Source organism: Citrobacter sp. Cc139 (genome assembly GCF_030334645.1).
Taxonomy (GTDB): domain Bacteria; phylum Pseudomonadota; class Gammaproteobacteria; order Enterobacterales; family Enterobacteriaceae; genus Citrobacter; species Citrobacter werkmanii.
The window spans coordinates 1-26,217 of the sequence record NZ_JAOWDM010000059.1 but is presented as its reverse complement, the minus strand read 5'-3'; the positions used below and the strand labels follow the sequence as shown (position 1 = coordinate 26,217).

Below are 26,217 nucleotides of genomic sequence, written 5' to 3'. Positions count from 1 at the left end.
CCTCAAACGAACAGGCGCGTTATTAAATAGAACAGGCAGCAATACAGCGCGGTGTTAAACAGAGCCGGATGCCAGACAAAATCATAGATGCCAGTTGGAACCAGCACCCGGCGCACCAGCCAGAAAATCGCCAGTGACAAAAGCAATTCGAAAAAAATCGGTGGGAAGGACAGACCAAACACCACGATAACGGGAAACAGACTCATGTTGACCTTGGTAGCTTAAGAGAGTGCAGGTGATAGATTTTCTAGCGTATGTCACCGCAGAGAAGGGCAAGGATGAGCCAGGCGAGAGCGACATAGCCGTTATTTGAATAATAATATATTAACGTAACTGTTATGCTGTTATCTATATTATGTGATCTAAATCACTTTTAAGCCAGAGTGAATAATGGAACGATTAAAACGTATGTCGGTGTTCGCCAAAGTTGTCGAACTGGGCTCCTTCACTGCCGCTGCAAGACAGCTGCAAATGAGCGTTTCATCGATAAGCCAGACCGTCTCTAAACTGGAAGATGAACTACAGGTCAAGCTGCTAAACCGCAGTACGCGCAGCATTGGGCTAACCGAAGCCGGTAAAATTTATTATCAGGGCTGCCGTCGAATGCTGCACGAAGCGCAGGATGTGCATGAGCAGCTGTATGCCTTTAATAACACTCCTATCGGCACATTGCGTATTGGCTGTTCTTCAACCATGGCACAAAATGTCCTCGCCGGGCTGACAGCGAAAATGCTGAAAGAGTACCCCGGCCTGACGGTAAATCTGGTCACCGGCATCCCGGCACCGGATTTAATTGCTGATGGCCTGGACGTGGTCATCCGCGTCGGCGCGTTACAAGACTCCAGCCTGTTTTCACGTCGTCTGGGAGCCATGCCGATGGTGGTCTGCGCCGCTAAAAGTTATCTCGCCCAGTTTGGCGTTCCGGAAAAACCTGCCGATCTCAGCAATCACTCATGGCTGGAATATAGCGTGCGCCCGGATAACGAATTCGAGCTTATCGCCCCGGAAGGGATCTCCACCCGCCTGATTCCAGAGGGGCGCTTCGTCACTAACGATCCGATGACGCTGGTGCGCTGGCTGGCCGCAGGCGCGGGTATTGCCTATGTACCATTGATGTGGGTGATCAATGAGATCAATCGCGGCGAGGTGGAGATCCTGCTTCCCCGCTACCAGTCGGATCCACGTCCGGTCTATGCGCTGTACACCGAAAAAGACAAACTGCCGCTTAAGGTTCAGGTAGTGATTAACTATCTGACGGATTATTTTGTCGATGTGGCGCAGCTGTTCCAGGGAATGTATGGTCGAGGGAAAGAGAAATAAAGTGTCCAGGCCGGATAAGGCGTTAACGCCGCATCCGGCAAGATGCCCGATGGCACTGACGCTTATCGGGCCTGGATCATGATGCTATGCGGTGCCGCCGACCGTCAAATTATCGACCTTCAGCGTCGGCTGGCCCACGCCCACCGGCAGGCTTTGCCCTTCTTTACCGCAAACGCCTACGCCGTTATCCAGTTTCAGATCGTTACCCACCATCGAAATTTGCTGCATCGCTTCGATACCGGAGCCAATCAGCGTCGCGCCTTTCACGGGTTTGGTCACTTTACCGTTTTCAATCAGATACGCTTCGGACGTTGAGAACACAAATTTCCCGGAGGTGATATCCACCTGACCACCGCCGAAGTTCGGCGCATAAATGCCGTATTCGACGGATTCAATGATTTCCTGCGGCGTGGATTTGCCCGGCAGCATATAGGTGTTGGTCATCCGCGGCATCGGCAGGTGCGCGTAAGATTCACGGCGTCCGTTACCCGTTGGCGCCACACCCATCAGGCGCGCATTCAGTTTGTCCTGCATGTAGCCTTTCAGAATACCGTTTTCGATCAGCACGTTGTACTGGCCCGGTGTACCTTCGTCATCAATAGCCACGGATCCACGACGGTCCGCCATTGTGCCATCATCCACTACGGTACACAGTTCTGACGCGACCAGTTCACCCATATGACCGCTAAATACCGAGGTGCCACGACGGTTAAAGTCGCCTTCCAGACCATGGCCGACCGCTTCGTGCAGCAGAACGCCAGGCCAGCCAGCGCCGAGTACCACCGGTAACGTACCTGCCGGCGCGGCTACTGCGGACAGATTGACCAGCGCCATGCGCACAGCCTCTTTCGCCCACGCGTCGGCACGAACGTCACCATCGAGATCGCCAAGGAAATAGTCATAGCCAAAGCGACCGCCGCCACCGCTCGCGCCGCGCTCACGTTTACCGTCTTCTTCGACCTGTACGCTGACGGACAAACGCACCAGTGGACGGACATCCGCGGCCAGCGTACCGTCGGTCGCCGCCACCAGAATCAGCTCATAAACACCGGTCAGGCTGGCGGTCACTTCCTGAACGCGCTTGTCAGCAGCACGCGCAACGCGGTCAACGCGACGCAGAATATCCAGTTTCTCTTCGCGGCTCATGCTTTGTAACGGATCGACCGAAGTGTAAAGCGCCTGATGCTCTACCGCACCCAGCGTTTTTACTTTGCCGTCACCACTGTCGCGCACAATAGTCCGGGCAGCATGCGCACTTTGCTCCAGCGCCAACAAGCTAATCTGGTCTGCATAGGCAAACCCCGTTTTTTCGCCGCTGATGGCGCGTACGCCAACACCCTGATCGATATTGTAAGAACCATCTTTAATGATGCGATCTTCTAAAACCCAGGATTCGTGATAGCTCGACTGAAAATAGAGATCGCCGTAATCGAGACGGCGTTCGGCCAGTTGGCCCAGGATGGCAAACAGATCCTGATGTTTCAGGCCATTCGCCGCTAGCAATTGTTCACTTACCAGGTTCAGACTCATCGTTTTGTTACTCATTTAATTCTGCCGGATGGCGGCAAAAACGCCTTATCCGGCCTACGTTGTTAGGCTACTGTAGGCCGGATAAGCGCTGCTCCATCCGGCAATACTATGTACTGAGATTGGGGCAATTACTTGCCCCCGTCAAATCATTGCTGGCTTTCTTTGCGCGGCTGACGCAGAACTTCGTTAATCTGCGGCTTATCAACCGGACCGGTGATACGGTAACGCAGAATCGAAACTTTACTCCACAGCGGCCCCAGAACCTTACTGGCGGCAAACACCGCCGCGCCGACAATCGGGTTGACGGCGAACGCGGCGGCAACCCCAACGGTGGCAGAAATTTCAGGCGCGACAACCGCTTCCATATCCAGTTCGCGGCGTACCAGATTCACCGAGCCTTTCATCGCGATGTCAGCTTCCAGACCGTCCACCAGCGTGTCGTCGGTATGCATCACACCATCCTTAATCCACGCCGTGCTGCGAATGGAGTCGAAATAGAAGCCTTCACTGAAGGTATCGCTAAAATCAAAGCGCAGTTTACGTAGCAACGCGTCAAAGCTTAACAGGCGTAACAGTTGCCCCGCATGTCCGGTACTGAGTTCGGTAAGCTCACCTTTGCCCAACCGGGTGCGCAAAATCCCATTCAGCGACGCTTCATCCGGATCCCACGGTGGATTACGCCAGTGCAGGTCGTACTCCACATTGAACGAAGAGTTACGAATCGGCGTCGATACGCCAAAGAAACCGGCGGCAGAGTCAATTTTTTTGCCGTTCAGTTTTCCCTTCAGTGACGTACGCTCTTTACCCGGCACATTCACCCATTCACCGTCGGCAGTCAGTCTGGCAAAGCCGGTATCCAACAGACCGTTGCTCAACGAGAGCGTATCGCCTTTGATCGCCACATCGGCATCAATACGTCCATATTTCTGTCCCCACAGCCAACACTCTGCACAGCGGAGCTGAACATCCGGCCAGCCACGGAAGCTGACGTTATTGATGGTAGAGAAAGGCGACGCTGGCGCTGTGCCGGGAGACGGCTTTGCGGCGCTCGGGTTGTAATAGAGGTATTTAATGTTCGCCAGCCACGGGGCGTTATTGCGCATAGCCAGCGTGGCGTTGATCTCACGCCCCTGCGCCTGCACGCTGGAACCGTTGCCCGAAGGCTCAGACACAATACTTAAATTGTTCCACTGCTGCCCCCCCAGGGATAACGATGGCGTACGTACCGTGATGCGTTGCGGGAAGTTGGCGTTCGAGCCAACGTTATCCGCAGCGCCTTTCTGGAACAATGCCAGCCATTGCGCGCCGTCCATAGGGGGAAGATTGAGCTCAATACCTTGCTGATCGGGTAACGCGGGCACGGTGCGGCTTTCCGACGTCCAGATAGCGCGGTCAAGGGTCAGCTTCTGATTCAGCAGCCAGTGGCTGTTGAAGTGATTCTTGCTCCCTGCGTTGCCGGTGAGATCAAAGCTGCGCAGATTGCCGTTGGCCTTCACGTTTACCGGCAACGCCTCACCGGCCGCCTTATTCAGTGGAGCAGGTAAGTGACTACTTACATTCTTCAGGTCACTCTTTAACGCAATGTCGTAGGTCGCCCCGGCATGATACGGAAGATTGATATCCACCTTGCCATTCCACGCCATACTGCCGCTTAACGCATCGTTCACCTGCGTCGGCAAAATCCCCATACGGTTTGGCTGCCAGTCGCCTTGCAGATTCACCGCCACCTGATAGGCTTTGGCCCCTTCGGTAGTGGAAAAATCGACGTTCAGCGGCTGATTAAACCAGTTTGCCGTCATCGGCTCGCTCTGCAGATCGCCGTTCACAAAGCTGAATTTACCGGTCAAATTCTTCAACGTGCTGTCGAGCGGTTTAATAAACAGACTGTTATTACGCAGATTGACATCACCTTTGGCCGTAACCAGCGAGCCATCCAACGGGATATCGAGATGTAAGCGAGCATTCACATCGCCATCAATCTGCAACTGCTCAAGCGTGGCGCCAAGAGAATCTTTTAGCGGCGTATCATCAAAATAAGGTCCAACCGCTTTGCCCGGCCCGTTGATGTCGGCATCAATCAGCAGTTTTTCTTTTGCATAGTCGGGAATATTGGCCGTCAGATTGCTGGCTTTTACGCCGCCTAAATTAACGCCATCCGTTTTCATCCACAGACCGTCGTTAATGAAGTTCAGTTCAATATTGAGGTCAGTCAACGCAGGCCAGTCGGACTGAAAGGCGAATTTAGCATTGCGTAACGGCACCAGGACCTGAAACTGCCCTTCATTATGCAGATATGGGAACAAATGCGGGTTACCGCCATACACCAACGTGGCATTATCCGCTTCGCCGCCCTGAATCGCGCCGCTGAGGTAGTCAACCAGCTCTTTGCCCATCAGATTTTCCGGGAAGTAGCGCCAGGCCTGAGAGCCGTCATCAGTACTGATCCCCGCCAGAATGCCTAACCATGGCTCGTCACCGGTCGGTTGCAGATAGCGAAAACCACCGCGCGCATGTACCGCTTTCGCTTTGACATCAATATTGCGCCCATCTAACTGAAAACCTTTATCATTCTTCAGCCAGCTTAGCGTCGCCACGCCGTTTTCTATTTCCAATGGTGCGCGGAAGACGCTCTCATACGGCATGCGGGCTTGCTTGATGGAGGCGGTAAGCGCACCATTTTCCACGCTGCCCGAAAGCGTACCGGAGAAATGCTCCGCCCCCGGTAACAACTTCCACTGTTTCCAGGCCAGATTGGTCCACGAAGACTGGAAACGGGTCTTTTCTGTTGCCTGTAATGGGATATCCAGCGCCAGCACATCAATTTTGCCGCTTGGCTGCGTGGCGCGCCAAATATCCCCCAGCGCTGGCGATAACTTAGCCGCCATCGGGCGCAGCCCTTCTAATCCGGCCAGCTCCAGATTGCTGGCGCGAATGCGTAGCTCGTCACTGCGCTTGTTATTCTCACCGCCGACTTCCTGCTCAGGGATCCAGGCCAGCGTTAACGCCCCGCTTGGCCAGGGTTTATCATCCATGGTGATACGGGTATCGGGAATAGAGAATTGCCAGCCCGGCTGTTCGCGGCTAATGTGCGCCGTCAGGTTATCCACGGAGAGCGTATGCGTGCGGTTGTCACCCAGCCAGCTGGCGCCGCCTTTCTTCAGCCAGACATCGCCTCCGGAAACGACGCCTTTATTGATCGTCATCCATGCTTCCAGGCTAAAACGCGCGGTTTGCAACGCGACATTATCCTGCATCCATTTGCCCAGCCACGGTTTGACGTCAATGTCGTCTGCCTGCAGCCAGACCCGACCATTATTCAACAGCCCATTGTCGTCGCGCAGATCCATGCGCACCTGCATAACGCCATGTTGACCGGTCAGACTGGAGAGACTGACCTGCCCCTCAGCGCGATGCCGGTTTTTACCGTTCAGCCAGGTAAGCTGTGGGATCGCCAGTTCAGCGCGCTGGCCTGAGAGGGTTAAAAAGCTGATTTGACTGTCGCGGAGATCGAAATGATCGAACTGACGCAGGAAGAGATCGCTGAGGTGACCCGCTTCAATTCCATCACCGCTTTCACTACTCTGGATAGGGGTATTGGTGCGCAACTGCAATTGCCAGAAGGTGAGATCGCGAAACTGCCAACGCATGTGCAGTAAACTTTGCCAGACATCCAGCGCTAACGTGACGCGTTTTACCGAAAACTCACCGCCGTCTTTGAGCTGCGCGCGGATATCACGCGCTTCAAGCGTAGGGCCGAAATTTTGCCAGTTGGCGGAAAGCTGGCTGGCGGTAACGGGCAGGCCAGTCGCGGATTCAATCTTACCGAGAATGGCCGGACGCCAGCTATCAAGATGAGGTAGCGCAAGGCGCAGTCCACTGACCATCAGCGCTGCAATGACAACGAATGCGGCTCCAGTGAGCAGTAATATCCCCGGCAATCGCCTCACGCGCCTCTCCTTGTCTGCAAAAAAATGTGACTCACACCCCTTGAGTGTATATTGCCGGATGGCGGCGCTTGCGCCTTATCCGGCCTACATGCGCTGGTGCTACTACTCAATTACATCATTACGACGTCGAACTGCTCCTGGTTATAGAGCGGTTCAACCTGGACTTTGACCTGTTTACCCACAAAGATTTCGACTTCCGCCAGCGCATGCGACTCTTCGCCTTTCAGGGTTTCTGCCACTGCCGGAGATGCATAAACCAGGAAGCGATCGGAGTCGTATGCATGGTGTACGCGGACAATTTCGCGCATGATTTCATAGCATACGGTTTCCACCGTTTTCACGGTACCGCGTCCATGACAGGTAGGGCACTCATTGCACAGCACATGCTCCACGCTTTCACGCGTGCGCTTACGCGTCATCTCCACCAGGCCCAGCTGTGAAAAACCGTTAATGCTGGTTTTTACGCGGTCCTTGCTCAGAGCCTGCTCCAGAGAGTGCAACACCCGGCGCCGATGATCTTCATTATTCATGTCGATAAAATCGATAATGATAATGCCGCCCAGGTTACGCAGACGTAGCTGACGCGCAATGGCCTGCGTTGCTTCAATATTAGTATTAAAAATAGTGTCGTCGAGATTACGATGTCCAACAAACGCGCCGGTATTGATATCCACGGTGGTCATCGCTTCGGTTTGATCAATGATCAAATAGCCGCCGGATTTCAGCTCAACCTTGCGTTCCAGCGCGCGCTGGATTTCATTCTCAACGTCAAAGAGATCGAAAATAGGCTGACGTCCGCTGTAATGCTCCAGCTTGCTGGTCATCTCGGGAATGTACTCCGCCGTAAATTCCAGCAACGCCTCATAGGTCAGGCGAGAGTCGACGCGGATCCGATCAAGCTGGGCATCGGCAAAATCACGCAAAACGCGCTGCGCCAGCGCAAGTTCGCCATACATCTGGTAGCGCGTTTGCGGACGTTTTTTGCGCTCCATGACTTTCGTCCAGACGCGCTTCAGGTAGGCAGCATCCGAGGCCAGATCCTCTTCGCATACGCCTTCCGCCGCCGTACGAATAATAAATCCGCCCTGCTCATCACAGTAATCGGCTACCACTTTTTTCAGACGTTCGCGTTCGCTTTCGCTTTCGATACGTTGGGAAACGCCAACGTGCGACGCGCCCGGCATAAAAACAAGATAACGGGAAGGCAGCGTAATGTCCGTCGTCAGGCGAGCGCCCTTAGTACCCAGCGGATCTTTTACCACCTGCACCATCAAATCCTGGCCCTGGCGAACCAGTTCAGAAATGTCGCGCACGGTGAACTGTTTTTGTTCTTCACCGGCCACGCATTCGGTGTGTGGCATGATGTCTGAAGCGTGAAGAAATGCGGCTTTATCCAGTCCAATATCTACAAAAGCCGCCTGCATACCCGGAAGTACACGACTTACACGACCTTTGTAGATATTGCCTACGATTCCACGTCGCGCCTCACGTTCAATATGAATTTCCTGCAGAATACCGCCATCAATGTAAGCCACCCGCGTTTCCGATGGCGTTACGTTTACCAACAATTCAGCCGTCATGTTTATCCCTTTGCTCACGCAGTGCGTTAAAATTGGTCAGCAACTCATACGTTTCTACCAGCGGTAAGCCGACTACGGCGTGATAGCTGCCATTTATCTTCCTGACAAAACAGCCACCCAACCCTTGAATACCGTATGCACCTGCTTTATCCATTGGTTCACCGCTGGCAACATAACCCGCGATGTCCTCATCGGTGAGTGCTCTGAATGTCACTTCCGTCACCACCAGACAGTCCAGACTGTGCTGGCGATCGGCCAATGCCACGGCGGTCATGACCTGATGCGTGTTGCCCGACAGCTTACGCAGCATTGCGGCGGCATGGGCGGCGTCGTGCGGTTTTTCCAGCACTTCGCCGTTAAGAATAACAATGGTATCCGCACCCAATACCGGCAAATCGCGCTGCGCCAACGCAACGCCAGCCTGCGCTTTTTCGCGCGCCAGACGAGAAACGTACTGCTGCGCGCTTTCCTGCGGGTGCCGCTGTTCTTCAATCCCAGGAACCAGCCGTTCAAACATGATACCAAGTTGAGCGAGCAGTTCCTGACGACGTGGAGAACCTGAAGCAAGATACAGAGTATTCATATCAACCTTTATTGCACCGCAAACTGCTGACGGATTTTACGCATCAGTAAGAATAGCCATGGCCAGAGCACACCATTCACTACACTACTCCAGAACACTTCAGGTCTGAAAGAGACATTGATCACTAAAAACTCGGCCCAGAAAACAATAATATCCACGACCAGTGATAACAACACGACCACCAGCGCCTGTTGCCAGAGCGCGAGGTTGCGGAATAGCTGGAATTTCAGCGCGACCAGATAGGCAATGATACTCATCGACAAGGCCCGCACGCCAAGCGTGGAACCGCTAATGAGATCCAGTATGGCACCCACCACGAACCCTGTGCCCACATTTACGCGATGCGGTAGCGCCAGAATCCAATACAACAAGATGAGCAGCACCCAGTTTGGCCGGAAAACAAGAATGTCATCCGGCCAGGGCATAACTTGCAGCAACAGTGCAATAAGGAACGAAAGCCAAATAACCCAACGCCCCTGGCTACGATAGCTTGCCACTTACTGTCCTCCCGGCTTACGCGGAGCAGGTTGTGGCGACGTGGTGTCCGTAGGCGCTGTAGTGACGCCTGTAGCAGGTGCCGGTACTGGCGCAGGCGGCCCCATGGCATCTGGCGCAGGCAGAACTTGCGGCATCATTTGCATCAAACGTTCATTGGCAACACGGTGTACTTCTTCCGGCGTCATCGGATTGGCGCCGTTACGATCGGCTCCCCACAACAGCAGCAGATAGCGCAAACGCTGCAAACCCGCGGTCGGACGAGCCTGAATGACGGTATAAGCACGCTGAGTGTCCAGCTTAACGGAAGAAACAACAGCAACCGGATAACCTTCCGGGAAGCGTCCACCCAAACCGGAAGTCACCAGTACATCGCCAACGCGAATGTCGGTGTTCGCCGGCAGATGTTCAAGCTGAAGATCGTCCGTACAACCGTTGCCCGCAGCAATGACGCGAATATCGTTACGCAGAACCTGGATTGGCAGAGCATGCGTCGCATCGCAAATCAGCAGTACGCGGCTGGTCAGTTTTGCTACCGCAACGACCTGACCCACTACACCTTTGTCGCTGATAACTGGCTGACCTTCGTAGACGCCGTTAACGCTCCCTTTGTCGATCACGACCTGATCGCTGTATGGGTCATTAACCGTTGAGATGACCTGCGTCACCATCTTTTGTTCGTCCTGACGCAATGGCGATCCCAGCAGCTCGCGCAAACGCGCGTTCTCCTGTTTATATTGCCCCAGCATCAGCAGCTCGCTATTTTTCAGCAGCAGTTCCTGACGCAGCGCCCGGTTTTCAAGTTCGAGTTGGTCACGCGAAGCCAGCGTTTGCGACACGCCGTCGAGTAATTCACGAGGACCATTAGAGATAAAGTAGAAAGGACTGACGGCGGTATCCATGTACGTTCGGATTTGACTAAACGTACCCAGGCGGCTGTCGGCAATAATAACGCCGAGCGCCACCAGCACCGCCAGAATAAGGCGAATCTGTAGCGACGGGCCACGGCTAAAAATTGGCTTCATAGTCTATGCGTATTCTCGTATCAGAGCGGAAGGGCAACCCGCGGGCCACCCTACCTGCGTCCGATTACTCTTCGCTGAACAGGTCGCCGCCGTGCATATCGATCATTTCCAGTGCTTTGCCGCCACCGCGCGCCACGCAGGTCAGCGGATCTTCAGCAACAACAACTGGAATACCGGTTTCTTCCATTAACAGACGATCAAGGTTACGCAGCAGCGCACCGCCACCGGTCAGCACCATACCGCGCTCGGAGATGTCTGACGCCAGCTCTGGCGGACACTGTTCCAGAGCAACCATTACCGCGCTCACGATACCGGTCAGCGGTTCCTGCAGCGCTTCCAGAATCTCGTTGGAGTTCAGGGTAAAGCCGCGTGGAACACCTTCTGCCAGGTTACGGCCGCGTACTTCGATCTCGCGGACTTCATCGCCCGGATAAGCGGAACCGATTTCGTGTTTAATACGTTCTGCGGTGGCTTCACCGATCAGAGAACCGTAGTTACGACGAACGTAATTAATGATGGCTTCGTCGAAGCGGTCACCACCAATACGTACGGAAGAAGAGTAAACCACGCCGTTCAGGGATATAACGGCAACTTCAGTGGTACCACCACCGATATCCACAACCATTGAGCCGGTTGCTTCAGAAACTGGCAGACCCGCACCAATCGCGGCCGCCATCGGCTCTTCGATCAGAAAGACTTCACGGGCGCCTGCGCCCTGAGCGGATTCACGGATCGCACGGCGTTCAACCTGGGTTGCGCCAACCGGTACACACACCAGTACGCGCGGGCTTGGGCGCATGAAGCTATTGCTGTGCACTTGTTTGATAAAGTGCTGGAGCATTTTTTCAGTCACGAAGAAGTCAGCGATAACGCCGTCTTTCATTGGGCGAATTGCAGCGATATTGCCCGGCGTACGACCCAGCATCTGCTTCGCATCATGACCTACTGCAGCCACGCTTTTCGGCGAACCGGCACGATCCTGACGAATGGCCACAACAGAAGGCTCATTCAATACGATGCCTTGTCCTTTTACATAAATAAGGGTATTCGCGGTACCCAGGTCAATGGACAGGTCATTGGAAAACATGCCACGAAATTTTTTCAACATACTAAGGGATAATCCTGAAAGCTGGGGCGGAAAACAAAATCCGCTTACTTTACCAACCACACGCAGCAGCGACAAGGCGCAAAAATCATCTGCTACGGTGAAAATTAGTGCAGTTCGTTTCCTTTGTTACAAAACCGGCCTGAGTCCATCAGGGCTGAAAAAATCAGCAGCATTCCTCGCTTTTGTTTGCAACCTGTCAAAGGTCATTCACCTGCATGTTTGCTGTTACAACCTGGCGAGCAGACAAGCACACCCCCAGAAGGCACAGCGCGCGTTATTCTACGTGAAAACGAATTAAACGGCAGGTTAAACCGAATATCTTTGCGAATATTTTTTCACGTTAGTGTCAAGTGGCTGTGATGCGGCAAAAAAATCCCCTTGCCCACCAGCAACTCCGCGTTCAGTCAGCGTATGCCACTCGCTACGCGAACGAACTCCCGTGGCATAAACCTGCGTTGGCGTGCCTGAACAGGCCTCCGCCAGGCTTTGAACCAACAGTTGGTTTTCGGTTCGCTTATCAATATTCCTCACCAGGCTTGGATGCAGCTTCAATAACTCAACGTTAAGCTCTTTAATCCAACTGGTGCTCACCAGCGTTAAACCGGCCTGCGTAACGGCGATCCGTACCCCTAGCGCATCCATCAATCGGATGACGGGCTGTAATCGGCTGATATGTTGACAAACATCTGCCTCAGCAAGTTCAATAATTATGCGTTTGCGTAGTGATTTTTCGCACTGCATCAACGTATCACGCAGCCAGCGCTGAAAACGTGGGCGAATTAGCGATTCAACCGTTATCTGCATCGCCAGGCTTTCCTGCGGCCAGTAGCCCAAAAGCAGGATCAGACGACTTAACTGTAAACGGTCATACTCTTCAGCCAGGCCAAATTGCAGCACCATCGGCATATATTCCGCCGAAATAACTTCTTCGCTGCCATCAAAAATACGGCACATCAGTTCCCGGTGGTGTACCCGTCCTTCACGCGTTACCGCAGGTTTTTGATATATTCTCGGCCCGCCCCGGCTGAGCATCTGTTCAATCAGCGTCCGCCAGCGCACGTTGCCCCGGCCTTTTTCCGGCAGGGAGTCATCATAGACCGACCAGCTGTTCCCACCCTGCAGGACTGAATTCCGGGTGGCGGCCTCAGCATGATCCATCACCTGTTCCGTCGACTGACCACTGCGGCAAACGCAAATGCCAATATGAACCATATCGGCACGATCGATCATTTTATTAGTCGGAAGCGCATCGACCGCTTTTAATAATTGCCCGGCGATGCTTTCGGCTTCTTTCAGCGTGCGATGTGGCAACAGGATGGCAAAATCGCTACGGTGGTAGCGCGCCAGCAATGCCCCCGGATAACGCGTCATAAACGTCGACAACAAATTGATTAGCGTTGAAATTTGTTCTTCCGCCAGGGTGATTCCCCAGCTATCTCGCAGCAGAGTAAAGTCCGGCAGACGCACCATCATCACGACGCCATGCGCTCCCACCTTTTCTTGATCTTCCAGCAGCGTGGCCAACTGGTTATCAAAAAACAGACGGTTACTCAGCCCGGTTTTTGTATCCTGCGCAACATAGGAACGAATCAGGGTGTCCAGTCGGCTGCGTTGCTCGCGGGCATTTTGAATTTCAGTCAGCAACATATCGAGCGCACTGCTGGTGCGCGCTGGCCATTCATAGACCGTTCCTCGTACATTCGACCCACGTTCACCGTTCAGAATACGCGTGGAACGAATCTCCAGTAACTCCTGGCCTGAAAGCTGACGCTGAAGCCAACGTACCGACAAAAAGAGCATCAGAATAATAAACGCAATGGCCAGTGTGAGCGGCGCGGTAGTCAGTAGCGAATGGAAATAGTTGCCCATCGGATCCTGATAAACCAGGCGAACTGACATGCCCGGATGCTTGACCAACGGTACGGTGATGTCGCGGTAGAGGTTGTTCGTTCCTGCCGGGCGGTAGCTGCTGGTTCGGGAGTGGTCATACACTATATGCTGCCCTTGCAGCAACTCGATACGCACGATATCAACAGAAACCATCAGTTCATCGATTTGCGGCGTCAGCGAAACGAAATCGTGGGAGACAAGATGTGTATCAATCGCCGTCGCCACCGCCTGCACTCGCGTAGTGAACTTATATTGAATAGCGTTGTAGAAACTCAGCGAGCAGCCAATCAGAGTCACAAAGATCGTTAACCCAGTAAGCAGCGTGACAAAAGCTGAGAATTTCGTCGTTAATCGCATCCTTGTGTTAACTCCGACAGTTATGAAACAGGTGTGAAAGAGATAAAGCGACTCGAAAATGCAAAACTGAACGCAAAATCCGCCAATTTATGCAAACTGTGGGGGCATACTACCAAATCAGGTATATCTGGCAATTTATTGCGCAGAATCGGCATCATGTTTTGATTAGCGAGTATAGTCTTCATTAACAATTTTCCAATCCACTATACGAATTGAGGACAGGTTATGCAGGCTTTGATCTTAGAACAGCAGGACGGAAAAACCCTCGCATCCGTTCAACCCCTCGACGAAAACCAGCTCCCGGAAGGCGATGTAACGGTGGATGTCCACTGGTCGAGCCTGAACTATAAAGACGCCCTGGCTATCACTGGCAAGGGTAAAATCATCCGCAACTTTCCGATGATTCCTGGCATTGATTTCGCCGGTACCGTGCGTGCAAGCGAAGATCCCCGTTTTCATGCGGGTCAGGAAGTCTTACTGACCGGCTGGGGTGTGGGTGAAAACCATTGGGGCGGACTGGCTGAACGTGCGCGCGTCAAAGGCGACTGGCTGGTAGCGCTGCCGCAAGGGCTGGACGGGCGCAAAGCGATGGTCATCGGCACCGCCGGTTTTACCGCCATGCTGTGCGTCATGGCGCTTGAGGATGCAGGTATTCGCCCGCAACACGGTGAGATTGTCGTCACCGGCGCCAGCGGCGGCGTGGGCAGCACTGCCGTGGCATTACTGCATAAGCTGGGCTATCAGGTTGTGGCAGTATCAGGGCGCGAAAGCACCCACGACTATCTGAAGAGCCTGGGCGCGAATCGTATTCTCAGCCGCGATGAGTTTGCTGAATCTCGCCCGTTGGAAAAACAACTGTGGGCCGGTGCAATTGATACCGTTGGCGATAAAGTGCTGGCGAAAGTCCTGGCACAGATGAACTACGGTGGCTGCGTGGCCGCCTGCGGCCTGGCGGGCGGCTTCGCGCTGCCGACCACCGTCATGCCATTCATTCTGCGTAATGTACGTTTGCAAGGGGTGGACTCGGTGATGACCCCACCGGCACGTCGCGCAGAAGCCTGGGCGCGTTTGGTTAAGGATCTGCCGGAATCGTTCTATGCTCAGGCCGCCACGGAGATTACGCTAGCGGATGCGCCGAAGTTCGCCGATGCCATCATCAATAACCAGGTACAAGGTCGTACGCTGGTGAAGGTGAAATAACAGGCATCGGCGCAGAAATTTACACTTAACTAACAAAATTTCGCGGCATATATAGAGACTCCCTGCCATATTAACTACGCATCCCCTGTCTGTCATGACGCGTAAGCCGGGAGTCTGTTATGAAGAAATTACGTCCATTTACAGAAGCCGACGTCACCGCCGAGTCGGCTTTTTTTATGCAGCGCCGCCAGGTACTGAAAGCATTAGGGATCAGCGCTGCCGCGTTGTCTTTGCCTCACGCTGCGCAGGCCGACCTTCTGAGCTGGTTTAAGGGTAATGACCGCCCTCCGGCGCCTGCGGGTAAGCCGCTTAATTTCAGCAAGCCCACCGCCTGGCAAAATTCGCTTCCTTTAACGCCAGCGGATAAAGTTTCTGGCTACAACAACTTCTATGAATTTGGTCTCGACAAAGCGGATCCAGCGGCCAACGCAGGCAGCCTGAAAACCGATCCGTGGACCTTGAAAATCACTGGCGAAGTCACAAAACCCCTCACTCTCGATCATGATGCGCTGACCACCCGTTTCCCATTGGAAGAGCGGATTTATCGGATGCGCTGTGTGGAAGCCTGGTCAATGGTGGTGCCGTGGATTGGCTTTCCATTACATAAACTGCTGGCGCAGGTTGAACCCACCAGCAACGCAAAATATGTCGCTTTCGAAACGCGCTACGCCCCGGATGAAATGCCTGGTCAGAAAGATCGCTTTATTGGCGGCGGGCTGAAATATCCCTATGTTGAAGGGTTACGCCTGGATGAAGCAATGCATCCACTAACCCTGCTTACCGTAGGGGTTTATGGTAAGGCCCTTCCGCCGCAAAATGGTGCCCCCATCCGCTTAATTGTGCCGTGGAAATACGGATTTAAGGGCATAAAGTCGATCGTGAGTATCAAACTTACGCGCGAACGCCCCCCAACAACGTGGAACCTGGCCGCGCCTAATGAATATGGGTTTTATGCCAACGTGAATCCGCATGTCGATCACCCCCGCTGGTCCCAGGCCACCGAACGTTTTATTGGCGCTGGCGGTATTCTGGACGTACAGCGTCAATCCACGCTGTTGTTTAACGGTTATGCCGAAGAGGTTGCTTCCCTGTATCGTGGCCTTAATCTGCAGGAGAATTTTTAAGTGCGTCTGACTGCAAAGCACATTACCGGGCTGAAAGTTTGCCTGCATCTTGCCGGCTTTTTGCCGTTCATCTGGCTCTTTTGGGCGGTAAATCATGGCGGTTTGAGCGCCGATCCGGTCAAAGATATCCAGCACTTTACCGGTAGGACAGCTCTGAAATTCTTACTGGCGACCTTGCTGGTCTCTCCCCTCGCGCGCTACGCTAAACAGCCATTATTGATACGCACTCGTCGCCTGTTAGGGCTATGGTGTTTCGCCTGGGCGACGCTGCATTTAACCAGCTACGCGTTACTGGAATTAGGTATTCATAATCTGGCGCTGTTGGGGCGGGAATTCATTTCGCGACCGTATTTGATGTTGGGCATTGTCAGTTGGGTCATATTATTTGCTCTCACCTTAACGTCCACGCAATCTGCACAGCGAAAGCTGGGTAAGAATTGGCAATTTTTGCACAACTTCGTCTATCTTGTGGCGATCCTGGCACCCATACATTATCTGTGGTCGGTTAAAATCATCTCCCCTCAACCGATTATTTATGCCGCACTTGCTGCGGTGCTGTTAGCCTGCCGCTACAGGAAGTTTCGCCAGTGGTGGCGGTAGTTTCACGATATGTGCAGTACGTTGCAAAACACGGACGATCCGATTTTCTTTACATGTTAACGGTTGATTATCTTCCCTGATAAGACCAGTATTTAGCTGCCAATTGCTACGAAATAGTTATAATGTGCGCCTTTGCTATCCCCGGTAGCGTTTTTACGGCGCGGAAAGGGTGACAATCGCATATTGAAGGTATATTTTGTCTTTTACCCGAAAATGACAGAAGATAGCCGCACAATGACTAACAAGTCTGGCAATCTCATGTAATGGCATCAGCACCCAGTGCAACGCCTGAGATGCGTGGCATCTTGTCACTCACTGTTATAAAAATGCTATACAGACGGCGGTAAAACGCCTGTCACAATCTCACTAAACAAAGAGTACGGAACCCACTCATGGATATTCGTAAGATTAAAAAACTGATCGAGCTGGTTGAAGAATCAGGCATCTCCGAACTGGAAATTTCTGAAGGCGAAGAGTCTGTACGCATCAGCCGTGCGGCGCCAGCTGCAAGTTTTCCAATGATGCAACAGGCTTATGCTGCACCAGTGATGCAGCAGCCAGCTCTGTCTAACGCTGTCGCACAAACTGCCTCTCCAAGTATGGAAGCTCCGGCAGCAGCGGAAATCAGTGGTCACATCGTACGCTCCCCAATGGTTGGTACGTTCTACCGCACCCCGAGCCCGGATGCGAAAGCGTTCATCGAAATCGGCCAGAAAGTGAATGCGGGCGATACCCTGTGCATCGTTGAAGCCATGAAAATGATGAACCAGATCGAAGCCGACAAATCCGGCGTCGTTAAAGCGATTCTGGTAGAAAGCGGTCAACCGGTAGAATTTGACGAGCCGCTGGTCGTCATCGAATAACGAGGCGAACATGTTGGATAAAATTGTCATCGCTAACCGCGGCGAGATTGCCTTGCGTATTCTTCGTGCCTGTAAAGAACTGGGTATCAAGACTGTCGCAGTGCATTCAAGCGCGGATCGCGATTTAAAACACGTATTGCTGGCGGATGAGACGGTCTGTATTGGCCCGGCTCCGTCCGTAAAAAGCTATCTGAACATCCCGGCTATCATTAGCGCCGCTGAAATCACCGGCGCGGTGGCAATTCACCCGGGTTATGGCTTCCTCTCTGAGAACGCCAACTTTGCTGAGCAGGTAGAACGTTCCGGCTTTATCTTCATCGGCCCGAAAGCCGACACCATCCGCCTGATGGGCGACAAAGTGTCCGCGATTACCGCGATGAAGAAAGCTGGCGTACCGACTGTCCCAGGCTCTGACGGCCCGTTGGGCGATGACATGGACGCTAACCGCGCTCATGCTAAACGCATCGGCTACCCGGTTATCATCAAAGCCTCCGGCGGCGGCGGCGGTCGCGGTATGCGCGTCGTGCGCAGCGATGCCGAACTGGCGCAATCCATCTCCATGACCAAAGCGGAAGCGAAAGCGGCTTTCAATAACGACATGGTCTACATGGAGAAATACCTGGAAAACCCACGCCACATCGAAATTCAGGTGCTGGCAGACGGTCAGGGTAACGCGATTTATCTGGCAGAGCGTGACTGCTCCATGCAGCGTCGTCACCAGAAAGTTGTCGAAGAAGCACCAGCGCCGGGCATTACTCCGGAACTGCGTCGCTACATCGGCGAGCGTTGCGCCAAAGCGTGCGTGGATATCGGCTATCGCGGCGCGGGTACTTTCGAGTTCCTGTTCGAAAACGGTGAGTTCTACTTCATTGAAATGAACACCCGTATTCAGGTTGAACACCCGGTAACCGAAATGATCACCGGTGTTGATCTGATCAAAGAACAACTGCGCATCGCAGCGGGTCAGCCGCTGTCTATCAAGCAGGACGAAGTTGTGGTTAAAGGCCATGCGGTAGAGTGCCGTATCAACGCCGAAGACCCGAACACCTTCCTGCCGAGCCCGGGTAAAATCACGCGTTTCCACGCGCCGGGTGGCTTTGGTGTGCGCTGGGAGTCTCATATTTACGCAGGTTACACAGTACCTCCGTACTATGACTCAATGATCGGTAAGCTGATTTGCTATGGCGAAAACCGCGACGTCGCTATCGCCCGCATGAAAAACGCCTTGCAGGAACTGATCATCGACGGCATCAAAACCAACGTTGATCTGCAGATCCGTATCATGAATGACGAGCACTTCCAGCATGGTGGAACCAATATCCACTACCTGGAGAAAAAACTCGGACTTCAGGAAAAGTAAGCAAGCGTTAACCGAAAAGGCCGGAAATTCCGGCCTTTTGTTTTTCTCCCCTCCCATAGGTGCCATAAGGTACAATCCCCGCTTTCTTTATTCACAAGGGACAAAAAATGGACGCTCGTTTTGTTCAGGCCCATAAAGAGGCGCGCTGGGCGCTGTGGCTGACCCTTTTATATCTTGCCGCATGGTTAGTGGCCGCTTACTTATCAGACTCCTCTCTGGGTTTTACCGGCCTCCCGCACTGGTTCGAAATGGCCTGTCTGCTGACGCCATTGGTTTTCATCATACTGTGCTGGGCGATGGTGAAGTTTATCTATCGCGACATTCCACTGGAGGATGATGATGCAGCTTGAAGTTATTTTGCCGCTGGTCGCCTATCTTCTGGTGGTTTTCGGTCTCTCTGTTTACGCCATGCGCAAAAGGTCGACCGGCACCTTCCTGAATGAGTATTTCCTCGGCAGCCGCTCTATGGGCGGGGTCGTGTTAGCCATGACGCTAACGGCAACCTACATTAGCGCCAGCTCGTTTATCGGCGGCCCAGGTGCCGCTTATAAATACGGACTGGGATGGGTTTTGTTAGCAATGATCCAACTGCCCGCCGTCTGGCTGTCGTTGGGTATTCTCGGCAAAAAATTCGCCATTCTGGCACGCCGTTATAATGCGGTTACCCTCAACGATATGCTGTTTGCCCGCTACCAAAGCCGCCTGCTGGTGTGGCTGGCGAGCCTCAGCCTGCTGGTCGCGTTTGTCGGTGCAATGACCGTACAGTTTATTGGCGGCGCGCGTTTGCTGGAAACGGCAGCGGGTATCCCTTATGAAACCGGCCTGCTGATTTTTGGCGTCAGTATCGCGTTATACACGGCGTTTGGCGGATTTCGCGCCAGCGTGTTGAACGACACGATGCAGGGCATGGTGATGCTGATTGGGACTATCGTACTGCTGGTCGGTGTCGTCCATGCCGCTGGTGGTCTCAGCAATGCGGTAGTCACTCTGCAAACCATCGATCCTAAACTGGTCTCGCCGCAGGGCGCTGATGACATTCTGTCCCCCACGTTTATGACTTCATTCTGGGTACTGGTGTGCTTTGGCGTGATTGGCCTGCCGCATACGGCGGTGCGCTGCATCTCCTATAAGGACAGCAAAGCGGTACACCGTGGAATTATCATTGGCACCATCGTGGTGGCTGTCCTGATGTTTGGTATGCATCTGGCCGGCGCGTTGGGCCGGGCGGTGATCCCTGACCTGACGGTACCGGATCTGGTTATTCCCACGCTAATGGTAAAAGTCTTGCCACCGGTAGCAGCCGGGATCTTCCTCGCCGCGCCCATGGCCGCGATCATGTCGACGATCAATGCCCAATTGCTGCAAAGTTCCGCTACGATCATTAAAGATCTCTATCTGAACCTTCGCCCGGAACAACTGCAAAATGAAACACGGCTGAAACGCATGTCGGCAGTGATCACTCTGCTGCTGGGCGCGTTACTGCTGCTGGCCGCGTGGAAGCCGCCGGAGATGATTATCTGGCTTAACCTGCTGGCGTTTGGCGGGTTGGAAGCCGTCTTCCTATGGCCGCTGGTGCTGGGCCTTTACTGGGAGCGGGCAAACGCGGCAGGCGCACTGAGCGCAATGATTGTCGGCGGCGTACTTTATGCCGTACTCGCTACTTTTAACATTCAGTACCTGGGCTTTCATCCGATTGTACCCTCATTACTGATAAGTTTGCTGGCTTTCCTGATCGGCAACCGTTTCGGTTCCGCCGTTCCGCAAGTCGCCATATTGACTACTGATAAATAAAGAGTTTTGCCATGCCATGGATTCAACTGAAACTGAACACGACCGGTGCAAACGCTGAAGAGTTGAGCGATGCGCTGATGGAAGCGGGCTCCGTTTCCATTACTTTCCAGGATACGCATGATACGCCGGTATTTGAACCTCTGCCGGGCGAGACTCGCCTGTGGGGCGATACCGACGTTATCGGCTTGTTCGATGCAGAAACCGACATGAAAGAAGTCGTTGCGATTCTGGAGCAGCACCCACTACTGGGTGCAGGCTTCGCGCATAAAATCGAACAGCTCGAAGACAAAGACTGGGAACGCGAATGGATGGACAACTTCCACCCGATGCGCTTTGGCGAACGTCTGTGGATTTGCCCAAGCTGGCGCGATGTCCCGGATGAGAACGCCGTCAACGTGATGCTCGACCCGGGTCTGGCGTTTGGTACCGGTACTCACCCAACCACCTCTCTGTGCCTGCAATGGCTGGACGGTCTCGATCTTAACGGTAAAACGGTTATCGACTTTGGCTGCGGATCCGGCATCCTTGCCATTGCGGCACTGAAGCTGGGTGCAGCGAAAGCGATTGGTATAGATATCGATCCGCAAGCGATTCAGGCCAGCCGTGATAACGCCCAACGTAATGGCGTTTCTGAGCGTCTGGAACTTTATCTGCCTAAAGACCAGCCAGAGTCGATGAAAGCCGATGTGGTGGTCGCCAACATCCTTGCTGGCCCATTACGTGAACTCGCACCTTTAATCAGCGTGCTGCCCGTTGAGGGCGGTTTGCTGGGGCTTTCTGGTATTCTTGCCAGCCAGGCGGAAAGCGTCTGTGAAGCCTATGCCGACCTCTTTACGCTCGATCCGGTTATCGAGAAAGAAGAGTGGTGTCGCATTACCGGACAGAAAAAATAATCCCTTCCGGCGTGGTTATCCGACCACGCCATTTTCAGACAACAGACCAGCATACTGATACTTTACCCAACGATATAATAACTAATTGATTTTTATATTTTTTGCTAAGTAAACGTATGCACTTCCATCGTTTTACAACAATTTTACTGGCAGCATGCTTAATGCCCCTGAAGACGCTGGCCGTGCCATGGGGCTATACCGGAGAAAGCGGCCCTGCGCAGTGGGGCAAAATAAGCAAAGAGTATGCAACGTGTCAGACGGGTATCAACCAGTCACCCGTTGATATCCAGACCACGACAACCAGCAAACTCGGCCTGCCCGCACTCAATTTACAATACATTGATGGCCCGACAAGATTTCGCAGCATTAACCATACGCTGCAGGCAACAATGAGCTCCTACCCCCCTAATTTCATTGAAATTGAAGAAAAGCTCTATTATTTAAAACATTGTGATTTTCACGCTCCAGGCGAACATACCCTCAACGGTAAAATCTATCCACTGGAGCTGCAGTTGACCCACGAAAACCAACATGGTGATATCGCCATTGTGGCGGTCATGTTTGACATTGGTGAGCCTAACCAGGCGATTCAAAACCTGTGGGAGTCCTTTCCCACCATGGAGGGCAACAGCATGCCCATTTTTTCGCCCATCGATATCAACCAGCTTCTACCCGACAACAAGACCTACTGGCTCTACAGTGGCTCGATAACAACGCCTCCCTGTACTGAAGGCGTCACCTGGGTTGTCCTGAAAAAGCCTGTGGCCCTTTCCGCCGAACAGTTAGATAAATTTCACTACATTGTTGGGCCAGCGAACAATCGTCCACCGCAGCCGCTGAATGAACGCACGATTACGGACAGCAATTCAGGTGGCACCGAGACCCTGTACTAAAATGAGGTAACGATCACACAATAGCGAGGTAATTTGCTGATTAATTCAGCAGAATATCTTGTCAGTACCTTCTGTAACTGAAGAAAAAATGAGAAGTTACGCAAAATTATATGCGTATATAAAACCGACACATTTTTGTAATGCCATGATTTATATGATTAAATATTTTCATAAGTTTATATTTACGGCAATTCATTGATCCACCTCAGTGGATTGGTCAAAGTTTGGCCTTTCATCTCGTGCGAAAAATGCGTAATATACGCCGCCTTGCAGTCACAGTATGGTCATTTCTTAACTCATGCGCATCGGACAACACCAGCTCAGAAATCGCCTGATCGCAGCACCTATGGCTGGCATCACTGACAGACCATTCAGGACGCTGTGCTATGAGATGGGAGCCGGATTGACGGTATCCGAGATGATGTCTTCTAACCCGCAGGTTTGGGAAAGCGACAAGTCTCGTTTACGGATGGTGCACGTTGACGAGCCAGGAATTCGCACGGTGCAAATTGCCGGTAGCGATCCTGTTGAGATGGCCGATGCCGCACGTATTAACGTGGAAAGCGGCGCCCAGATTATTGATATCAATATGGGGTGTCCGGCTAAAAAAGTGAATCGCAAGCTCGCAGGTTCAGCCCTCTTGCAGTACCCGGATTTAGTGAAATCAATACTAACCGAGGTCGTCAATGCAGTGGACGTTCCTGTCACACTCAAGATTCGCACCGGCTGGGCTCCGGAACACCGTAACTGCGTAGAGATTGCCCAACTGGCTGAAGACTGTGGCATTCAGGCTCTGACCATTCATGGACGCACCCGCGCCTGTTTGTTCAATGGAGATGCTGAGTACGACAGTATTCGGGCAGTTAAGCAGAAAGTTTCCATTCCGATTATCGCGAATGGCGACATTACTGACCCGCTTAAAGCCAGAGCTGTACTCGACTATACGGGGGCGGATGCCCTGATGATAGGCCGTGCAGCTCAGGGAAGACCCTGGATCTTTCGGGAAATCCAGCATTATCTGGACACTGGGGAGCTGCTGCCCCCGCTGCCACTGGCAGAGGTGAAGCGCTTGCTTTGTGCGCATGTTCGGGAACTGCACGACTTTTATGGTCATGCAAAAGGGTACCGAATTGCGCGTAAACACGTATCCTGGTATCTCCAGGAACACGCTCCGGATGACCAGTTTCGGCGCACATTCAACGCCATTGAAGATTCCAGCGAACAGCTGGCGGCGTTGGAGGCATACTTCGAAAATTTTGCGTAAACAGAAATAAAGAGCTGACAGAACTATGTTCGAACAACGCGTAAATTCTGACGTACTGACCGTTTCTACCGTTAACTCTCAGGACCAGGTAACTCAAAAGCCCCTGCGTGACTCGGTTAAACAGGCACTGAAGAACTATTTTGCTCAATTGAACGGTCAAGACGTTAATGATCTCTATGAGCTGGTACTGGCTGAAGTAGAACAGCCCCTGTTGGACATGGTGATGCAATACACCCGCGGCAACCAGACCCGTGCTGCCCTGATGATGGGCATCAACCGTGGTACGCTGCGTAAAAAACTGAAAAAATACGGCATGAACTGATACTAATCAGTTAAATGTTTGTTTTAAAAGGCGCTACTCGGCATGGGGAAGCGCCTTTTTTATTAATGTCACACGGGAGGCTTTGGCGATGAACGCAAGATGTGAACCTGTCTATTTTGGCGATGAATCTAAAAAGATAATCCTGGGTGATGCGCTGACCGAGCTAAAAAAGCTACCCGCTGAAAGCATCGATCTCATTTTTGCCGACCCACCTTATAACATCGGCAAAGACTTTGACGGGATGGTGGAATCCTGGGACGAAGAGACCTTTCTGGCGTGGCTGTTTGAGTGTATCGACGAGTGCCATCGTATTCTCAAACCACACGGTAGCATGTACATCATGAACAGTACGGAGAACATGCCGTACATCGACCTCAAATGTCGCCAGCTTTTTACCATCAAAAGCCGTATCGTGTGGTCATATGATAGCTCAGGGGTACAGGCTAAAAACTACTTTGGTTCGATGTATGAACCTATCCTGATGATGGTAAAAGATCAGAAAAAGTACACGTTTAATCGTGATGATATTCTGGTTGAAGCCAAAACGGGCGCTAAACGTGCGCTAATAGACTACAGAAAGAATCCGCCCCAGCCTTACAATCAGAAAAAAGTACCTGGCAATGTCTGGGATTTTCCCCGCGTTCGCTATCTGATGGATGAATACGAAAATCACCCCACCCAAAAACCCAAAGCCCTCCTGGAACGGATCATTCTGGCTTCCTCCAACCCGGATGACAAAGTGCTCGATCCGTTTGCCGGCAGCTTTACAACCGGCGCCACCGCAGTGGAATTAGGTCGCAAATTTGTCGGTATCGAAATCAATGCTGAATACGTAAAAATGGGGCTCAGAAGACTGAGTATCGGTTCTCATTTTTCAGAGACTGAACTTGCAAAAGTGAAAAAACGTAAGACAAAAAACCTGTCCAAAAAGAGCCGATTACCGGCAAACAGTGGCGCTCTTTCGGCAAAGTAAAAGCATTGTAAGTCTGCTTTTCAGCTTACTGATTTCGTGTATATTCCCTGCACGCTTGGGCATGAATACACAGGATTAAGCAATGATTCGCAAGTATTGGTGGCTGGTTGTTTTTGCGGTCTTCGTTTTTCTTTTTGATGCGCTGCTCATCCAGTGGATAGAACTGATGACGACAGAGCACGACAAGTGCCGGAATATGAACTCAGTGAATCCCCTAAAGCTGGTCAACTGCGCCGATCTCGACTAGCACCGTCGACAGCCGTCAGGCCCTGGCGGCTAAACTACCCAACCTGGTTTTCACTCTGTATTAATTGCATTACACAGCCATCCGGGTGATGCTGCCAACTTACTGATTTAGTGTATGATGGTGTTTTTGAGGTGCTCCAGTGGCTTCTGTTTCTATCAGCTGTCCCTCCTGTTCAGCTACTGACGGGGTGGTGCGTAACGGCAAAAGCACCGCCGGACATCAGCGCTATCTCTGCTCTCACTGCCGTAAAACATGGCAACTGCAGTTCACTTACACCGCTTCTCAACCCGGTACGCACCAGAAAATCATTGATATGGCCATGAATGGCGTTGGATGCCGGGCAACCGCCCGCATTATGGGCGTTGGCCTCAACACGATTTTCCGCCATTTAAAAAACTCAGGCCGCAGTCGGTAACCTCGCGCATACAGCCGGGCAGTGACGTCATCGTCTGCGCGGAAATGGACGAACAGTGGGGATACGTCGGGGCTAAATCGCGCCAGCGCTGGCTGTTTTACGCGTATGACAGGCTCCGGAAGACGGTTGTTGCGCACGTATTCGGTGAACGCACTATGGCGACGCTGGGGCGTCTTATGAGCCTGCTGTCACCCTTTGACGTGGTGATATGGATGACGGATGGCTGGCCGCTGTATGAATCCCGCCTGAAGGGAAAGCTGCACGTAATCAGCAAGCGATATACGCAGCGAATTGAGCGGCATAACCTGAATCTGAGGCAGCACCTGGCACGGCTGGGACGGAAGTCGCTGTCGTTCTCAAAATCGGTGGAGCTGCATGACAAAGTCATCGGGCATTATCTGAACATAAAACACTATCAATAAGTTGGAGTCATTACC

25 protein-coding genes are annotated in these 26,217 nt (G+C 52.7%); 16 read left to right on the top strand and 9 right to left on the bottom strand.

What is annotated here, in order from left to right; translation table 11 throughout:
* Positions 1-2: 2 nt before the first annotated feature.
* Positions 3-206: a p-hydroxybenzoic acid efflux pump operon protein AaeX gene (gene aaeX, locus OGV69_RS02780; RefSeq protein ID WP_003025177.1), complete on the bottom strand. Its 204-nt coding sequence runs from the start codon at positions 204-206 to the stop codon at positions 3-5.
* Positions 207-390: 184 nt separating this feature from the next.
* On the opposite strand from aaeX, the gene aaeR reads away from it, so the two are divergent.
* A complete protein-coding gene (gene aaeR, locus OGV69_RS02775) occupies positions 391-1,320 on the top strand; it encodes an HTH-type transcriptional activator AaeR (RefSeq protein WP_038634351.1) in 930 nt (309 codons plus the stop codon).
* An 84-nt stretch (positions 1,321-1,404) separates the two neighbouring features.
* Here aaeR and tldD read toward each other — a convergent pair whose 3' ends face one another.
* The 7 genes from tldD to mreB all read right to left on the bottom strand — a co-directional run bounded on the left by tldD (position 1,405) and on the right by mreB (position 11,588).
* Positions 1,405-2,850 (bottom strand): metalloprotease TldD, encoded by a 1,446-nt coding sequence (tldD, locus tag OGV69_RS02770; RefSeq protein ID WP_038642897.1) that lies wholly within the window; start codon positions 2,848-2,850, stop codon positions 1,405-1,407.
* Positions 2,851-2,996: 146 nt separating this feature from the next.
* Positions 2,997-6,797: an AsmA2 domain-containing protein YhdP gene (yhdP, locus tag OGV69_RS02765; RefSeq protein WP_069324413.1), complete on the bottom strand. Its 3,801-nt coding sequence runs from the start codon at positions 6,795-6,797 to the stop codon at positions 2,997-2,999.
* Positions 6,798-6,907: 110 nt separating this feature from the next.
* Complete coding sequence (gene rng, locus OGV69_RS02760) at positions 6,908-8,377, bottom strand: ribonuclease G (RefSeq protein ID WP_038634356.1); 1,470 nt, start codon at positions 8,375-8,377, stop codon at positions 6,908-6,910.
* Positions 8,367-8,960, bottom strand: a complete 594-nt coding sequence (locus OGV69_RS02755) for a Maf family protein (protein ID WP_069324414.1) — start codon at positions 8,958-8,960, stop codon at positions 8,367-8,369. Before OGV69_RS02755 ends, rng begins: the two co-directional genes overlap by 11 nt.
* Before the next feature lie 8 nt (positions 8,961-8,968).
* Positions 8,969-9,457 (bottom strand): rod shape-determining protein MreD, encoded by a 489-nt coding sequence (gene mreD / locus OGV69_RS02750; protein WP_038634362.1) that lies wholly within the window; start codon positions 9,455-9,457, stop codon positions 8,969-8,971.
* Positions 9,458-10,480, bottom strand: a complete 1,023-nt coding sequence (mreC, locus tag OGV69_RS02745; protein ID WP_038634365.1) for a rod shape-determining protein MreC — start codon at positions 10,478-10,480, stop codon at positions 9,458-9,460.
* A gap of 64 nt (positions 10,481-10,544) precedes the next feature.
* Positions 10,545-11,588 (bottom strand): rod shape-determining protein MreB, encoded by a 1,044-nt coding sequence (mreB, locus tag OGV69_RS02740; RefSeq protein WP_000913396.1) that lies wholly within the window; start codon positions 11,586-11,588, stop codon positions 10,545-10,547.
* On the opposite strand from mreB, the gene OGV69_RS02735 reads away from it, so the two are divergent.
* Positions 11,566-11,886: a hypothetical protein gene (locus OGV69_RS02735; RefSeq protein ID WP_154050627.1), complete on the top strand. Its 321-nt coding sequence runs from the start codon at positions 11,566-11,568 to the stop codon at positions 11,884-11,886. The genes mreB and OGV69_RS02735 overlap by 23 nt on opposite strands.
* An 8-nt stretch (positions 11,887-11,894) precedes the next feature.
* On the opposite strand, the gene csrD is transcribed toward OGV69_RS02735, so the two are convergent.
* Complete coding sequence (csrD, locus tag OGV69_RS02730) at positions 11,895-13,835, bottom strand: RNase E specificity factor CsrD (RefSeq protein WP_069324415.1); 1,941 nt, start codon at positions 13,833-13,835, stop codon at positions 11,895-11,897.
* 225 nt (positions 13,836-14,060) lie between these two features.
* Between csrD and acuI the strand changes: the two genes are divergently transcribed.
* The 14 genes from acuI (at position 14,061) to OGV69_RS02660 (ending at position 26,202) form a co-directional block, all read left to right on the top strand.
* Positions 14,061-15,035, top strand: coding sequence for an acrylyl-CoA reductase (NADPH) (gene acuI / locus OGV69_RS02725; RefSeq protein WP_069324416.1), 975 nt, complete (start codon positions 14,061-14,063; stop codon positions 15,033-15,035).
* Between the two features lie 119 nt (positions 15,036-15,154).
* Positions 15,155-16,159, top strand: coding sequence for a protein-methionine-sulfoxide reductase catalytic subunit MsrP (msrP, locus tag OGV69_RS02720; protein WP_069324417.1), 1,005 nt, complete (start codon positions 15,155-15,157; stop codon positions 16,157-16,159).
* Positions 16,160-16,759 carry a protein-methionine-sulfoxide reductase heme-binding subunit MsrQ gene (gene msrQ / locus OGV69_RS02715; protein WP_038634380.1) on the top strand — a complete coding sequence of 200 codons (600 nt, stop codon included), beginning with the start codon at positions 16,160-16,162 and terminating at the stop codon, positions 16,757-16,759. It abuts the gene before it with no gap.
* 392 nt (positions 16,760-17,151) lie between these two features.
* Positions 17,152-17,622 carry an acetyl-CoA carboxylase biotin carboxyl carrier protein gene (gene accB / locus OGV69_RS02710; protein ID WP_003025210.1) on the top strand — a complete coding sequence of 157 codons (471 nt, stop codon included), beginning with the start codon at positions 17,152-17,154 and terminating at the stop codon, positions 17,620-17,622.
* 10 nt (positions 17,623-17,632) lie between these two features.
* The gene (gene accC, locus OGV69_RS02705; protein ID WP_003828838.1) at positions 17,633-18,982 is read left to right on the top strand and encodes an acetyl-CoA carboxylase biotin carboxylase subunit; all 1,350 of its coding nucleotides are present in this window, start codon (positions 17,633-17,635) and stop codon (positions 18,980-18,982) included.
* A 107-nt stretch (positions 18,983-19,089) separates the two neighbouring features.
* Positions 19,090-19,332, top strand: coding sequence for a YhdT family protein (locus OGV69_RS02700; RefSeq protein WP_069324418.1), 243 nt, complete (start codon positions 19,090-19,092; stop codon positions 19,330-19,332).
* Entirely contained in the window at positions 19,322-20,773 is a 1,452-nt protein-coding gene (gene panF, locus OGV69_RS02695) for a sodium/pantothenate symporter (RefSeq protein WP_038634386.1), read from the top strand. The genes OGV69_RS02700 and panF overlap by 11 nt, the downstream gene beginning before the upstream one ends.
* A gap of 11 nt (positions 20,774-20,784) precedes the next feature.
* On the top strand, positions 20,785-21,666 hold the full coding sequence (gene prmA / locus OGV69_RS02690; protein WP_069324419.1) for a 50S ribosomal protein L11 methyltransferase: 882 nt from the start codon (positions 20,785-20,787) through the stop codon (positions 21,664-21,666).
* 116 nt (positions 21,667-21,782) lie between these two features.
* Positions 21,783-22,559 (top strand): carbonic anhydrase, encoded by a 777-nt coding sequence (locus OGV69_RS02685; protein WP_069324420.1) that lies wholly within the window; start codon positions 21,783-21,785, stop codon positions 22,557-22,559.
* Between the two features lie 298 nt (positions 22,560-22,857).
* Entirely contained in the window at positions 22,858-23,823 is a 966-nt protein-coding gene (gene dusB, locus OGV69_RS02680; protein WP_038634395.1) for a tRNA dihydrouridine synthase DusB, read from the top strand.
* A 25-nt stretch (positions 23,824-23,848) separates the two neighbouring features.
* Positions 23,849-24,145, top strand: a complete 297-nt coding sequence (gene fis / locus OGV69_RS02675) for a DNA-binding transcriptional regulator Fis (protein ID WP_000462905.1) — start codon at positions 23,849-23,851, stop codon at positions 24,143-24,145.
* Positions 24,146-24,233: 88 nt separating this feature from the next.
* Positions 24,234-25,118: an adenine-specific DNA-methyltransferase gene (yhdJ, locus tag OGV69_RS02670; protein WP_069324421.1), complete on the top strand. Its 885-nt coding sequence runs from the start codon at positions 24,234-24,236 to the stop codon at positions 25,116-25,118.
* An 82-nt stretch (positions 25,119-25,200) separates the two neighbouring features.
* Positions 25,201-25,365: a DUF2556 family protein gene (locus OGV69_RS02665; RefSeq protein ID WP_032940702.1), complete on the top strand. Its 165-nt coding sequence runs from the start codon at positions 25,201-25,203 to the stop codon at positions 25,363-25,365.
* Between the two features lie 139 nt (positions 25,366-25,504).
* A protein-coding gene (locus tag OGV69_RS02660; RefSeq protein ID WP_095033700.1) for an IS1-like element IS1B family transposase occupies positions 25,505-26,202 on the top strand; the annotation gives its coding sequence in 2 pieces (ribosomal slippage) (positions 25,505-25,754 and positions 25,754-26,202; 699 coding nt in all).
* The last annotated feature ends 15 nt before the right edge of the window (positions 26,203-26,217 follow it).